The 14,419-nt window shown below is 62.7% G+C and carries 13 protein-coding genes; 6 read left to right on the top strand and 7 right to left on the bottom strand.

Translation table 11 applies throughout. The features are described 5' to 3' along the window. Nucleotides 1-21: 21 nt before the first annotated feature. Genes JVX98_RS11760 through JVX98_RS11750 form a run of 3 tightly spaced genes read right to left on the bottom strand, consistent with a single transcriptional unit; the run spans nt 22 to nt 2,894 of the window. Complete coding sequence (locus JVX98_RS11760; protein WP_205238700.1) at nt 22-849, bottom strand: TolB family protein; 828 nt, start codon at nt 847-849, stop codon at nt 22-24. Nucleotides 850-872: 23 nt separating this feature from the next. Next, complete coding sequence (locus JVX98_RS11755; protein ID WP_205238699.1) at nt 873-1,208, bottom strand: hypothetical protein; 336 nt, start codon at nt 1,206-1,208, stop codon at nt 873-875. A gap of 3 nt (nt 1,209-1,211) precedes the next feature. Then, nucleotides 1,212-2,894, bottom strand: coding sequence for an NAD+ synthase (locus JVX98_RS11750; protein WP_205238698.1), 1,683 nt, complete (start codon nt 2,892-2,894; stop codon nt 1,212-1,214). A 268-nt stretch (nt 2,895-3,162) separates the two neighbouring features. Here JVX98_RS11750 and JVX98_RS11745 point away from each other — a divergent pair, with 268 nt between their 5' ends. The 5 genes from JVX98_RS11745 (at nt 3,163) to JVX98_RS11725 (ending at nt 9,368) form a co-directional block, all read left to right on the top strand. Further along, nucleotides 3,163-5,094 carry an LTA synthase family protein gene (locus JVX98_RS11745; protein ID WP_192447157.1) on the top strand — a complete coding sequence of 644 codons (1,932 nt, stop codon included), beginning with the start codon at nt 3,163-3,165 and terminating at the stop codon, nt 5,092-5,094. Nucleotides 5,095-5,277: 183 nt separating this feature from the next. Beyond that, on the top strand, nt 5,278-5,826 hold the full coding sequence (locus tag JVX98_RS11740; RefSeq protein ID WP_205238697.1) for a DUF1003 domain-containing protein: 549 nt from the start codon (nt 5,278-5,280) through the stop codon (nt 5,824-5,826). A 285-nt stretch (nt 5,827-6,111) separates the two neighbouring features. Beyond that, nucleotides 6,112-6,534: a TadE/TadG family type IV pilus assembly protein gene (locus JVX98_RS11735; RefSeq protein ID WP_043616402.1), complete on the top strand. Its 423-nt coding sequence runs from the start codon at nt 6,112-6,114 to the stop codon at nt 6,532-6,534. Between the two features lies 1 nt (nt 6,535). Continuing rightward, nucleotides 6,536-8,269: a TadG family pilus assembly protein gene (locus JVX98_RS11730; RefSeq protein ID WP_246765004.1), complete on the top strand. Its 1,734-nt coding sequence runs from the start codon at nt 6,536-6,538 to the stop codon at nt 8,267-8,269. 181 nt (nt 8,270-8,450) lie between these two features. Continuing rightward, nucleotides 8,451-9,368 carry a hypothetical protein gene (locus JVX98_RS11725; RefSeq protein WP_205239432.1) on the top strand — a complete coding sequence of 306 codons (918 nt, stop codon included), beginning with the start codon at nt 8,451-8,453 and terminating at the stop codon, nt 9,366-9,368. A 3-nt stretch (nt 9,369-9,371) separates the two neighbouring features. On the opposite strand, the gene JVX98_RS11720 is transcribed toward JVX98_RS11725, so the two are convergent. From JVX98_RS11720 to JVX98_RS11710, 3 genes are all read right to left on the bottom strand, one after another. Then, entirely contained in the window at nt 9,372-9,770 is a 399-nt protein-coding gene (locus tag JVX98_RS11720; RefSeq protein WP_205238696.1) for a GFA family protein, read from the bottom strand. 184 nt (nt 9,771-9,954) lie between these two features. After that, nucleotides 9,955-11,328 carry a class II 3-deoxy-7-phosphoheptulonate synthase gene (locus JVX98_RS11715; RefSeq protein WP_043616467.1) on the bottom strand — a complete coding sequence of 458 codons (1,374 nt, stop codon included), beginning with the start codon at nt 11,326-11,328 and terminating at the stop codon, nt 9,955-9,957. Between the two features lie 366 nt (nt 11,329-11,694). Beyond that, nucleotides 11,695-11,958 (bottom strand): hypothetical protein, encoded by a 264-nt coding sequence (locus tag JVX98_RS11710; RefSeq protein ID WP_205238695.1) that lies wholly within the window; start codon nt 11,956-11,958, stop codon nt 11,695-11,697. 153 nt (nt 11,959-12,111) lie between these two features. Here JVX98_RS11710 and JVX98_RS11705 point away from each other — a divergent pair, with 153 nt between their 5' ends. Beyond that, entirely contained in the window at nt 12,112-12,975 is an 864-nt protein-coding gene (locus JVX98_RS11705; RefSeq protein ID WP_192446273.1) for a LysR family transcriptional regulator, read from the top strand. A gap of 6 nt (nt 12,976-12,981) precedes the next feature. Here the strand turns inward: JVX98_RS11705 and gor are convergent, their stop codons facing one another. Continuing rightward, nucleotides 12,982-14,370 (bottom strand): glutathione-disulfide reductase, encoded by a 1,389-nt coding sequence (gor, locus tag JVX98_RS11700; protein ID WP_205238694.1) that lies wholly within the window; start codon nt 14,368-14,370, stop codon nt 12,982-12,984. Between the last annotated feature and the right edge of the window lie 49 nt (nt 14,371-14,419).

Genomic DNA, 14,419 nt, shown 5'->3' with positions numbered 1-14,419 from the left:
CGATATACTTGTCCAGCGCGGTCAGCTTTCCGGTTCGTAGCGGACGAAGGCGAAACGATTGCCCGTGGGCGCCCAGTTCGGAACATTGATCGTTCCCTGCCCGCCGAAGAGCGCGAACAGGATGCGGGCATTGCCGCCGTCCATGTCCATCAGCCTCAAGCGAACATCGAGGTCTCTTGGGTGATCGAAGACATCGCCGTCATAGGAAAGCACCAGCAGGTGCTTACCATCAGGCGACGGATGCGGGAACCAGTCGCCATAGGGGCTGTCGGTGATCCGCGTGACGTCGCGTCCGTCCGGGCGGATCCGCCAGATCTGCATCTGTCCGGTACGGCTGGAGTTGAAATAAATCCATTCGCCGTCTGCCGACCAGTCCGGCCCGTCGTTGCGGCCCTCGCCATGGGTCAGCCGCCGCTCCTCGCCGCCATCGACGGAGATCGTGTAGATGTCGAAGACTTGGTCGCGGATCCCGCAATAGGACAGGGTTTTCCCGTCGGGCGACCAGCCGTGCCAATAGGACGGCAGGTTGCGGGTGACGAGCCGCGGCGTGCCGCCTTCGGCCGGCAGCAGATAGATCGCCGATTTTCCGAACTCGGTCTTGTCGCTGATCGCGATTGTCTTACCATCCGGCGAGAGGCCGTGATCGTTGTTGCAGAGCGTGGCAAAGCCGGTGTCGATCTCCACCGGTTCGGATCCATCGAGACTAAGCCGATAGAGCCTGCCGTCGCCATTGATGATCAGATGCTCACCGTCGCGCGACCAGTTTGGCGCCTCGACCAGCCTGTCCGTCTGCCAGACAACCCGCGTCTTGCCGGTCAAGATGTCGTGGATTTCGACGGAACTGCGCATGCTCTTCTCCCCGGATATGGCCGCTATCTCTTGTCTTCACCGACCGGCAGCGTCGCCAACGCCTTGGAACAGACCGATTGCATCAGGATGGAATCGCGCCGATCCCGCCAGGTGGTGAGCAGACCCCAGGCCAGCAGGAGCAGGATGCAGATGAAGGCAACGCCGACGAGAGTGAGGCTCCCCGTCGCAAGGCCATAGGTCCCGAAGATCGCAGGCGTCGCGAAATAGCCGACCTGCGCCGAAAGCTGCCGGCCGGCCGAAACGTCGCTCGCCGACCACAGTCGCAGGAGCCGGATTTCCTCCTCCGTAAATTCTGGACGGCCCTGTCGGCCGTCCGTCTCTTCGGAGCGGGTGTCCACTCCCTAGCCCCGATCGCGGAAGCGATTGGTGATCGGGTAGCGGCGGTCGCGGCCAAAGTTCTTCTTGGTGATCTTGACGCCCGGCGCCGATTGCCGGCGCTTGTATTCGGCGATGTAGAGCAGATGCTCAACCCGGTGAACGGTCGCCTCGTCGTGGCCGCGAGCGACGATTTCGTCCGTTCCCATTTCCTTTTCCACCAGGCATTCGAGAATGTCGTCGAGCACCGGATAGGGCGGCAGCGAATCCTGGTCCGTCTGGTTCGGGCGAAGCTCGGCCGAAGGCGCCTTATCGATGATGTTCTGCGGAATGACGATGCCGGAAGGACCGAGCGCGCCCGGCGGAACCGTGGTGTTGCGCCAGCTCGAGATCGTGTAGACCTGCATCTTGTAGAGGTCCTTGATCGGGTTGAAGCCGCCGTTCATGTCGCCATAGAGCGTGGCGTAGCCGACCGACATCTCCGACTTGTTGCCCGTGGTCACCACCATCGAGCCGAACTTGTTGGAGATCGCCATCAGAATAGTGCCGCGGGTGCGGCTCTGCAGGTTTTCCTCGGTGATGCCGGACTCCGTACCTTCAAACGTATCGGAGAGAGCGCTGAGGAACCCTTCGACCGGCTCGGAAATCGGCACGATGTCGTAACGGCAACCAAGCGCCTCGGCGCATTCCTTGGCGTCTTTCAGCGATTCCTGCGAAGTGTAGCGGTAGGGCAGCATGACCGTGCGCACCCGCTCCTCGCCGAGCGCATCGACGGCAAGTGCCGCGCAGATGGCGGAGTCGATGCCGCCGGAAAGGCCGAGCACCACATTCTTGAAGCCGTTCTTGTTCACATAGTCGCGGAAGCCGAGCATGCAGGCGCGGTAGTCCGCCTCCTCCCGTTCCGGCAGGCGCGACTTCAGGCCGTGCTCGCAATGCCAGCCGCTGTCGCCCTTCTTCCATTCGACGATCGAGATCGCCTCCTCGAACTGGCTCATCTGGAAGGCGAGCGACTTGTCGGTGTTGAAGGCGAAGCTGGCGCCGTCGAACACCAGCTCGTCCTGGCCGCCGAGCTGGTTGGCGTAGATCATCGGGAGGCCCGTCTCGATCACCTGCTTCAGCACCACCTGATGGCGCACGTCGACCTTGCCGCGATAGTAGGGCGAGCCATTGGGCGACAGCAGGATTTCAGCACCGCTTTCGGCCAGCGTCTCGCAGACGCCGAGATCGCCCCAGATGTCTTCGCAGATCGGGATACCGATGCGCACGCCGCGGAAATTGACCGGCCCCGGCATCTCGCCCGGATCGAACACGCGCTTCTCGTCGAACTCGCCGTAGTTCGGTAGGTCGACCTTGTCGCGGACCGCGATCACCTTACCGTCGTCGAGCACGGCTACCGAATTGTGCCGGCCGGTCTTTGCCAGCCGCGGGAAGCCTATAATGACGCCCGGACCGCCATCGGCCGTCTCGGCAGCGAGCTTTTCGACGGCCTGGAGACACGCCTTCAGAAAGGCCGGCTTCAGAACGAGGTCTTCCGGCGGATAGCCGGAAATGAACAGCTCCGTCAAAAGCAGGAGATCGGCGCCCTGGCGCGCCGCGTCGGCGCGCGCCTCACGCGCCTTGGCCAGGTTTCCGGCGATGTCGCCCACGGTCGGATTGAGCTGGGCAATGGCGATGCGAAGGAGCGAAGGGGCGTTTTTATGGGCGGTCATGAGCGGGCCTGTCGGTCTGTCCTGAACGATTGCAGCTGACTTTCGCAATGTTCTTTAGCGCAATCTGCGGGAAAATACCCACAGGCAATCGCAACGACACGAAAAAAACCGAAAAATTCTGTTTTTCCCGGTCCTTATGCTGGGCTGTTCGCGCGGCTTCACGCCACGAAAAGCCACCCTCCATGTCCGTTAAGAAACCATTCATCCCCTGTTCAAAATGACGGGCGTATGACAGTTACACGACGCATTTATGAAATTGGAGAATATGTTGGCCAGTATCGATTCCGCGGTTGCGAGAGGCTCACGTGTCTATGTCGATAGACCGGGCTTCGCCACACGGCACGCCAAGACGCTCGCGGCCACCCGCAGCGCATTCTTCTCCCTCTTCGTCGCAGCCGTTCTGGTATTCCTCGTCGAACTGATCGTGCGTCAGTCGCTTGCCGATAGCATCGCCTACATGCTCGATCCGACGCGCCCGGCGCTGACGACCGTTGGCGCCTTCTTCCTGATCCTGCTCGCTGTCGACGGCATTTTCGGTCGCGAGCACAAGTCGGCCGTGGTGATTGCGCCGCTTGCCATCATCCCCGCCGTCGTCTGCCAGCAGAAGCAGGTCTTCCTGTCCGACCCGCTCTATCCGACCGACTTCCTGTTCGGTCGCCAGATCATGGAACTGATGCCGGTTCTGGTGAAGGACCGCCCCTGGACGGCCGTCGGCATCGCTGTCGGCCTGGTCGTCGCCGTCGTTGGCATCGCCCTTCTGCTGCGCTTTGCCTGGCGCACCTTCCCGAAGCTCACGACCCGCGAGCGCATGGCCCGCCTCGCCTTCGCGCTGCCGCTGCTCGTCGCCTTCTGGAACATCATGGATTACAACCAGTTCTCCTGGATCCGTGATCGCCTCAAGGTCATCCCGATCATGTGGGACCAGACCGAGAACTATAAGCACAACGGCTTTGCGCTCGCCTTTGCCATCAACCTGCCGATGGCCAATGTCAGCGCGCCCGCCGGCTACATGGCCGACGCGATCGACCGCATCCCGGTGAAGCCGCTGCCGGCCGGCACCTCGCACCGCGGCAAGCCCGACGTCATCGTGCTGATGAGCGAATCCTTCTGGGATCCGACCCGCCTGCCGAACGTCAAGCTGTCGCCAGATCCGATGCCGACGATCCGCGAAATGCAGTCGGGCAACGTCTTCTCGCCGGAGTTCGGCGGCATGACCGCCAACGTCGAGTTCGAGGCGCTCACCGGTTTCTCCAACGCGTTCCTGCCCTATGGCAGCATCCCGTACCAGCAGTACATCCGCAATCCGATCCCGTCGCTTGCCACCTTCTTCCGTGGCGAAGGTTATGTCTCGCGCGCCATCCATCCGTTCCAGAGCTGGTTCTGGAACCGGACCGCCGTCTACAAGGCCTTCGGCTTCGACATGTTCAAGTCGGAAGAGAACATGCCGCCGATGCAGAAGCGCGGCATCTTCGCCTCGGACGAATCTCTGACCGACGAGATCATCCGCCAGGCCGACGCGATGGACGATCCGTTCTTCTTCTTCGCCGTCACGCTCCAGGGCCATGGCCCCTATGAGGCCAACCGCTACGCCAACAACACCATCAAGGTCGAAGGCGACCTGCCGGAAGCCGACCGCCAGGTGCTTGCCACCTATGCCCAGGGCATCAAGGAAGCCGACGACAGCCTGAAGAAGCTGATGGACTGGGCCAAGAACCGCGACCGCGAAACGGTCATCGTGCTCTTCGGCGACCACCTGCCACCGCTCAACACCGTCTATACCAGCACCGGTTTCATGAAGGGCGTGACGGCGGAACGCAAAGGTTCGAAGGAGCAGATGAAGGCGCAGCATGAAACGCCGCTCGTCGTCTGGTCGAACAAGACCGGTCCGAAGAAGAACGTCGGCACCATCAGCCCGGCCTTCCTCTCCTACCAGATCCTCAAGCAGTCCGGTTACGAGCACCCCTACTATACCGGTTTCCTCGGCAAGGTGTACGACCAGTACCGCGTTGTCGACCGCTACATGCTGATCCGCAAGAACGGCAAGGAAGTCGCCGAATGGTCGCGCCAGCCGAAGGTGCCGGCACTGCTGCGTGACTACCGCTTCCTGCAGCACGACATGATGTTCGGCGACCGCTTCTCGACCGACCGGTTCTTCAAGTCGCACGCGGACCTGTTCGCAAGCGCTGCCGAAACCCACTGAAACAAGAAGCCGGACCGGTCGCACCCGGTCCGGCTTCGCGCCTTCCGCCATGGCGGTATTGGCTGACGCCTGAATTCCCCCCATGCCTTAAGCTTTTGATGGTTCGCACGCGGGCAAAGCAAAACCGCTGCGGACTTTTGCGCGACATGCCCTAGATTTATCCGGCCAACACCGGAGATCCCCATGCCGCATTTCAACGACATTTCGAAACAGCTTTTCGGCAAGCCGATCAGCGAGCTGGGCGAGATCGAGGCCCGCATCCTCGCCCACGCCCGCGATCGCCGGACGCTTTCCACGGATTCCCACGCGGCGTTTACGGCCGGGCTCTCCTTCGGCGAAAGGCTCGCGGACAATATCGCCCGCGTCGGCGGCTCCTGGAGCTTCATCATCGGCTTCTGCGGCTTTCTCGTCTGCTGGGTCGTGATCAATTCGGTGCTGCTCATCACCGGAGCGTTTGATCCCTACCCCTACATCTTCCTCAACCTGGTGCTTTCGATGCTCGCCGCGCTGCAGGCGCCGGTGATCATGATGTCGCAGAACCGCCAGGCCGAGCGCGACCGCTTCGCCGCGGCGAAAGATTACGAAGTCAATCTCAAATCGGAGGTCGAGTTGATCGCGCTGCATCACAAGGTCGACGACGTGCTGCTGCGCGAGATCTCCGAACTGCGCGCCGACCTGGCGGCGCTCAACCGTCAGCTCGAACATTACCGCGCGCCGCCCGCACAGCAGTGATCGGATACGGGCCCAAGCTGCACTCACTGCCGGCGACATAACCGGCAGCCTTTGCGCGCATCTCAGAGCCCGCACAAGGGGCGCGCGCAGGCGTCGCAGCAGGGCGAAAACTAGCTCATTTTCATAAACCCTAATTCAACTTTGAATACACATTTTGCAACAATCACGAAATGCCTTGGGATTCAACAACTTATCGGAGTATGAAAAAATTAATATTTGAGGATCACGTTAGGGGTGCAGGGACATTCGAAAAATACAGCAACGTGGGTACGCGGAGATGCTGCAATGTCCAATTTCAAGCGCCTGTTAGGTGGCCGAGACGGGGCCGCTGCGATCGAATTTGCAATAATAGCACCGCTCTTCTTCATGTGCGTGCTGACCCTGATCGCATACGGCGTCTATCTGAGTGCCGCCCATTCCATTCAGCAGATCGCCGCCGATGCTGCCCGCACGGCCATTGCCGGCCTCTCCGAAACCGAGCGTGAACGGCTCGCGACCGACTATATCCGTCGCACGACGATGGATCAGGCCTTCATCAAGTCGTCGCGCATGACCGTCACCGTCAAGGACGACGCCAACAACGCAAACCAGTTCACCGTTCGGATCAAATACGACGCCGGCGACCTGCCGATCTTCAACCTGTTCACCTTCGCCATGCCGAGCGAACAGATCGAGCGCTTTGCAACCATCCGCATCGGAGGGGTCTGATATGCTGTGGAATCCCATGCGCTCCCTCGCCCGTGCACGTAGCGGCAACATCGGCGTCTCGGCCGCCCTGGCCATGCCCTTGGTCATCACGTCCATGGCGCTGGCGATCGACTACGGCTACCTCACCGTCCAGAAGCGTGAAATGCAGTCGACGGTCGATCTCGCCGCGATCGCGGCGGCGGCCAACGTCTCGTCCGCGGAGAAGGCCGTGCTCAACCACTTCGCCAACAATGGCCTGAACTACGGCGTGTCGACGCCGAACGGGTTGTTGACCATCGATGGTAAGACCTTGCCGCCCGGTGACATCAACACCGCCAAGCTTGACGGCGTCGCAACCGTGACGCGCGGGCGCTACGTTCCCGATCCGTCGGTCGATGCCGGCCAGCGCTTCATCAAGGACGCAACGCCCACGGATGCCGTGCAGGTCATGCTCGAAAGGAAGGGCGACATCTTCCTCGCCTCGATCTTCACCAAGGCGCCGGACCTCAGCGTCTACGGCACGGCAGCCAGTTCGAAGATTGCCGCCTTCTCCGTCGGCTCACGCCTTGCAAGCCTCAATGACGGGCTGCTCAACTCAATCCTCGGGCAGATGCTCGGAACGACGATCTCGCTCAAGGTGATGGATTACCAGGCGCTCATCGACGCGGACATCGATATCCAGCCGTTCCTGAAGATCATTGCGACCAGGCTCAACCTGACGGCGGCCTCCTATGAGGACGTGCTGAAGGCAAACCTGACAATGCCGCAGCTGCTTGCCTCCATGCGGCTCGTCCAGGGCCTGTCCGGGACGGTCACGGCCGCACTCAAGAGCATCGAGCTTTCGACCTCCAGCGACAAGAGCACCTTCACGCTCGCGCAGATCCTCAACCTCGACCCGAAGAAGAGCCTGCAGATCGACGCCGGCTCCGATTGGGCGATGCGGGTGAGCGCGCTGCAGATCGTCTCAGCCGCCGCCGCGATTGCAAACGGCGAAAACCAGATCGCGCTGAATGCAGTGGCTGGCCTGCCGGGGATCGCATCTGCCAAGGTCAAGCTCGCAATCGGCGAGCCACCGGTCGAAACGCCGAGCCATCGCCTCGGCACGCCCGGTGCGGCGGTACGCACGGCCCAGACCCGCCTTGCCGTCGAAGTCAACGTCGACGGTCTGGCTGCCCTTGCCGGCATTCGCATCCGCCTGCCGATCTATGTCGAGCTCGCCTATGCGGAAGCCAAGCTCGCCGATATCCGATGCTATGGCGGCACGCCTGAAAATGCTTCGGTCAGCGTCGACGCAGTGCCCGGCATTGCCGAAATCGCCGTCGGCGACGTCGATCCGGCCGTCTTGTCGAACTTCTCGTCCGACGCCCGGGTGCAAAGAGCCAAGCTCGTCGACGCGCTGGTGGTCAAGATCGATGCACTCGCCCATGTCGAGGCGCAGAACCTCAAGCCGACGCGACTGAGCTTCAGCCCGTCCGAAGTTGCGGCCCGGTCGATCAAGACCGTCTCGACCAAAGACATCCTGACCTCGACGACGCAAACGCTCCTCAACAATCTCGACCTGAACATCCAGGTTCTGTTCCTGACGCTCGGCAGCCCGACCATCGTGCAGCAGGCACTGGCCCAGACGCTCGGAGCCGTCACCAAGCCGGTCGACGATCTGCTGTACAACCTTCTGCTGCTCGTCGGCGTGCGGGTCGGCGAGGCCGATGTGCGCGTCACCGGCGTCAAGTGCCAGTCGCCGGTGCTGGTGCAGTAGTCCCTTCAACGGGGCGCTCGGCGGCAACCGTCAACGCCCCGTTGAACAAATTCAGTTGCTGACACGTTATGCACAAGGTAGCCCTGCTAGAAGGGTACAGCTGAGTGGCAGCTGGCCGGCGGGGTTCATAGAGTTCCCTGCCCTCGGCGGGCCGCGCGAGCATTGGGGGTGTGCGCAGCAGATGCGGGTGGTGGCAGAGCAGGAAGGTGCTGCGCGGGATGGCTCGCTCACCTTCACAGCGGAAGGTTTTCTTCGTCATCCGGAATTGCGCAACGTGCTCCAGGCGAGCGCGCGCGACCTGATGGCCGCCTACGACACGTTTCCCCGTATCGCCCGCCTTGTTGCCTCCCACCAGAAATGGACCCTCAGCCAGGCTGTCTACGCCCTTCACCTCGAGCGCGAGCCCGGCAATCCCGAATCCGGGATAACGACCGCACGCCTCCTCAAGTTCATCCACGAGACCGGCGGCGCCAGCCGCAACACCGCCGCGGCCTTCATCGCCGAGCTCCTGACCTACAAGCTTCTGCGCGATGCGGATGGCGGGCGGGCGCGCAAGAAGATCCGTCCGCTGGAGCCGACGGAAATCAGCGAAGGCGCCATGTTGCGCTGGTTCATGAGCCAGATGGGAACGCTCGATCGGTTCGACGGCCAATGCCGTGTCGCGCGCGTCGACGCCGACCGCGCTGTTTTCGAGCGCGCTCAGCCGATCGCCGCCCGCCTGCTGCTATCGGACCGCCGGTGGACCGAACCGCCGGAAGGGGTGGCGGCGTTCGTGTGGACCGAGTGCGGCGGCCTTCTGCTCGACGACCTGATGGCGCGGCCGAAGAGTCTCGACCCCGTGGACGGCAAGGTGTGGCTGGAGGCAAACCTCTCGGACCTCGCCACGCATTACATGATCTCGAACACCCATATTCGGCGCATCTTCACCCGCGCCCAGGACCTGGGCCTGCTTGGAAGAGCCGATGAGGGGCAGCGCGGCCTGTTCTGGCTGAGCGAGCGGCTGATCGCGGAATATTGCCAGTGGCAGGCGGTCAAGCTTGCAGGCCTTGCCAACGGCTTCGAACAGGCCGAGCGGCGAGCGGCAAACCCGCCGGCCTGACCTTCAGACGCGGCCGGCCGCGAATTTCGGCAGGTCGTCCTTGATCTCGTAGAAATCGCCCTGGTCTTCACAGAAGATATGGTAGCCGGGCTTCAGCACCGTCGGCTTGTCGAACGTGCCCGCGAGGATCGAGGTATAATCCGAACCGTCCGCCTTCCAGAACATCGCCGACCCGCAGTGCCGGCAAAAGCCCCGGCTGGCGATGTCACTGGCCCTGTACCAGGTTACGTTCTCCGCCCCCTCCAGTTCGAAGTCCTGATCCTGAACGTTGGTTGCGGCGTAATAGAGCCCGGTCTGCTTCCGGCATTGGCTGCAGTGGCAGAAGATCAGTTCGCGCAGCTCGCCGCGCGCCTTGAAGCGAATGGCGCCACAAAGGCAGCCCCCATGATGAATGTCCTGCATGGCCCCTCCTGAAGATCACGATCCTCGATCGTGCCATGGAGCGCGCCGGCCCACGCGACAGCCCGCGCCGCGCCCTGCTCCAGACACGAAAATGCCGGGCCAACTTCCAGAGCCGGCCCGGCATTGTCAAATTCAAAGCATCCAAGCGACGTTCAGAAAACCTGAACGATGCCAGAGATTTAGATCAGCCGTTGACGACCATCTTCTTCTCGTCGCGGCCGCCCTTCATGCGCTCGGCGAGCAGGAAGGCGAGTTCCAGCGCCTGGTCCGCGTTGAGGCGCGGATCGCAGTGGGTGTGGTAGCGGTCGGCAAGATCGTCGCCCGAAAGCGCACGCGCGCCACCGGTGCATTCCGTCACGTCGTTGCCGGTCATCTCGATATGGATGCCGCCCGGGTGCGAACCCTCGGCGCGGTGGATCTGGAAGAAGCTTTCGACTTCCGACAGGATCCGCTCGAACGGACGGGTCTTGTAGTTGTTGAGCGTGATCGTGTTGCCGTGCATCGGGTCGCAGGACCAGACCACCTTCTTGCCTTCGCGCTCGACCGCGCGGATGAGGCGCGGCAGGTGCTCGGCGACCTTGTCATGGCCGAAGCGGCAAATGAGCGTCAGGCGGCCGGCTTCGTTGGCCGGGTTGAGCAGGTCGATCAGCTCCAGCAGGCCATCGGCCGTCAGCGACGGGCCGCACTTGAGGCCGAGCGGGTTCTTGATGCCGCGGCAATATTCGATATGCGCATGGTCGGGCTGACGGGTACGATCGCCGATCCAGATCATGTGGCCCGACGTGGCGTACCAGTCGCCCGAGGTCGAGTCGACGCGCGTCAGCGCCTGCTCGTAGCCGAGCAGCAGCGCCTCATGGCTGGTGAAGAAATCGGTCTCGCGCAGGCTCGGATGGTTTTCCGAGGTGATGCCGATCGCCTTCATGAAGTCCATGGTTTCGGAGATCCGGTCGGCGAGCTTGCGGTAGCGCTCCGCCTGCGGGCTGTCCTTGACGAAGCCGAGCATCCACTGGTGCACGTTGTCGAGGTTGGCATAGCCGCCCATCGCAAAGGCGCGCAGGAGGTTCAGCGTCGCGGCCGACTGGCGGTAAGCCATGATCTGGCGTTCCGGGTTCGGAATGCGCTCTTCCTCGGTGAACTCGATGCCGTTGATGATGTCGCCGCGGTAGGACGGCAGCGTCACGTCACCCTGCTTCTCGACACCCGAGGAACGGGGCTTGGCGAACTGGCCGGCGATACGGCCGACCTTGACCACCGGCTGCTGTGCACCGAACGTCAATACGACGGCCATCTGCAGGAAGGCGCGGAAGAAGTCGCGGATCGTGTCGGCGCCGTGCTCGGCAAAGCTCTCCGCGCAGTCGCCGCCCTGCAGCAGGAAGCCGCGGCCTTCGGCAACATTGGCAAGGGCACTCTTCAGACGACGGGCTTCGCCCGCAAACACCAGCGGCGGATACTTCGCGAGGCGCGCTTCGGTCGCCTCAAGCGCTGCCAGGTCCGGATATTCCGGCACCTGCTGGATGGGTTTCTGCCGCCAGCTGTTTGGAGTCCAAGTCTGTGCCATTTCGATCACCTGTTGTCTGCCGCGGATCCAACCGCGCGGGTCACGCCCTGACGGCCAATGCGGCCGCCCGGTATTCTGAAATTTCACTCACCATCCGCAGGCCCTGCCCCGGTCACTTGGCCAAGCCTCGTGCCCGCCCAGCCGGAAACGCCGCGGAATGCGGGCTTATAGACGTTAAGGAAACGCTTGGAAAGCCATCCTACCAGAATTCATTGCTTTGCAGGGCGCCCGGCGCGCAACGATATGTCCTGGGAGCGCACGATCCCGAAAGCCCTGCTCCCTATATCGAAAGAACGATGCGCAGTTTCAATGGGATAGTGGCATCCTAGTGCTCCGGCGCAGCCGCCGAGATCGGCGACAGTATGTTCAATGATCGTGCCCGGCTGCTTGCGGCCGGCAATGGCTGGCCCTCGCGTCCCAGCGCGCGCCTGTACGTCCTGTGAGTGTCGCATCGGAACGCGTCAAGCGCGCGTCCGATCTGCGCCGGTTAAGCAGGAACGAGAAGATCGGCAGCACCCAGTGCAGGCCGCGCCACTCCGGTCCGTCGAGCGGATCATCCAGGCCGTTGCGTGCCCCGTCGCGACGTTCGCGCTGCAGAACCGTCCACATGACTGCCCAATGTTCAAACATGGTCTCGCCTCCTTTGCCTTGAGACAGGGGGAGACCTAATGTCTTTGCCGGCAGCGTTGTAGGCGCACCGTTGAAAGACGTCTTTCATCCGCGAATGGAAGCCAAGGCGGACGCTCCGCGTTAGGACGAGACAGTAACCTCCATGGAGGACTTATGGCCGAGGCAGCCTGGGACGATTTGAAACTGTTCTATCACGTTGCGACCGAGGGCGGCTTGAGCGGGGCTGCCACGCGGACGGGCCTGAGTGCGCCGACCATCGGCCGGCGCATGCTCGCACTCGAGCGGGCGACCGGAAGGGTACTCTTCATCCGCAGCCAGCAAGGCTATCGCCTCGCTCACGACGGCCAGATCCTTCTCGAACATGTCCGCGCCATGCAGAATGCCGCCGAGAACATCTCCGACTGGCACCGCGACGCCTTTGCCCTGCCGATCGTGTCGGTCGCAAGCGATGCCTGGCTCGCCGGCTTCGTCGCCGATCATTCAACCGACATCCGTGCCTCGGGCGACGGTTTTCGCTTCTGCTGCAAGCACGCGCATCGCGGCCTCGACCTGACCTTCAGAGAGGCCGATGTCGCCGTCCTGCACGAAAAGCCGCACTCAGGTAATGTAGCAGTGCGCCGCTCGGTGGACATAGCCTATGCCGTCTATCGCGCCGGCAACATGCCGGAGCGCGAGGACTTTCCCTGGATATCGATTGGCACCGAAGTTGCCAGCTCGCCGGCGGAAAGATGGGTCTTTGAAAACCGCGAGCAGCAGATCCATACGTGGACCGACAGTGCCGCCCTTCTCGTGCGGCTGATCCGCAACGGCGCCGGCCGCGGCGTCCTGCCCGCCTTTGTCGGCGAAGGAGATCCATTCCTTAAGCGCGAAGGCGGATTGATCGAGGACCTGACGCATCCGTTGTGGATCGCGGCAAACGACGACGACCGGCGCCGTCCGGAGGTCCGGACGGTCATCGATCGTCTCGCCGATCTTTTTAAACGCGAGGAGGCGCGGTTTGCGGGAGCGTCTGCCTGAGGCGGCTCAGACCCGCTCGCCCTTGCGGATGCGATAGGACGGCGAATACATCGTCACCAGCTCTTCGGCTGCCGTCGGGTGCACCGCCATCGTCCGGTCGAAGTCGTCCTTCGTGCAGCCGGCCTTCAGCGAAATGCCGAGCAACTGCGCCATTTCGCCCGCGTCATGACCAAGGATATGAGCGCCGAGCACCTTGCGGTCGGCGGCATTGACGATCAGCTTCATGATCATCTTTTCCTTGCGACCGGAAAGCGTCGCCTTCATCGGCCGGAACTCGGCACGGTAGACTTCGAGTTCGTCGAAGCGGCGCGCCGCGTCCTCTTCGGTCAGGCCGACCGTGCCGATTTCCGGCTGCGAGAAGACCGCGGTCGCGATCAGGTCGTGGTCCGGCGACACCGGATTGCTCTTGTACTCGGTCTCGATGAAGCACATCGCCTCATGGATCGCGACCGGCGTCAGTTGCACACGGTCGGTCACGTCGCCAAGCGCATAGATGCCGGGCGCGCTGGTGCGCGAGAAGGCGTCGACCACGATGGCGCCGCGCTCGTCCGTCTTCACGCCGGCGGCCTCCAGGCCGAGACCCCTGGTGTTCGGCACGCGGCCGAGCGCCAGCATCACCTGGTCGGCGGCGATGTCGCCGTGCTTCATCGTGCGCGCGACGCGCTTGCCGTCGGCGCCGAGCGTGACGGACTGGATGATGTCCTCGCAAAGGATGCGGATGCCCTTCTCTTCCATCGCCACATGCAGCCCACGGCGCAAGTCATGGTCGAAGCGCGACAGGATTTCCTTGCCGCGATAGATCAGCGTCGTCTCGACGCCGAGGCCGTGGAAGACATTGGCGAACTCGACGGCGATGTAGCCGCCGCCGGCGATCAGGATCGACTTCGGCAGCTCCGCAAGGTCGAAGGCTTCGTTGGACGAAATGCAGTGCTCGTGCCCCGGCAGCGCGTCATGCGGGGTCGGATGACCACCGACGGCAATGACGATGCGTTCCGCCGTTACCGTCTTGCCGCTGTCGAGCAGGCGAACCGTGTTCGGACCGACGAGCTCGGCGCGCGTATGCAGAATTTCGGCGCCGGAATTGTTGAGGCCCTTCTGGTAGAGCCCTTCGAGCCGGGTGATTTCCTGTTCCTTGGCGGCGACCAGTTTCTTCCAGTCGAACGTGCTTTCGCCGACTGTCCAGCCGAAGCCGGCTGCGTCTTCGAAGTGCTCGGAAAACTGAGACGCGTAGACATAAAGCTTCTTCGGCACGCAGCCGCGAATGACGCAGGTGCCGCCATAGCGATACTCTTCCGCGATCGCGACCTTCTTGCCGAGGCTTGCGGCGAGCCGCCCGCTGCGCACGCCGCCCGAACCGCCGCCGATTACGAAAAGGTCATAGTCGAAAGCGGGCATGGGCAGTCTCCTGAAAGCAAGCGGGCCGAAATGGCGATCTGAAAAGCGG

The sequence above is a fragment of the Ensifer sp. PDNC004 genome (assembly GCF_016919405.1).
Taxonomy (GTDB): Bacteria; Pseudomonadota; Alphaproteobacteria; order Rhizobiales; family Rhizobiaceae; genus Ensifer.
Note: the sequence above shows the minus strand (reverse complement) of the source record. Positions and strands in the feature narration are given on the sequence as shown.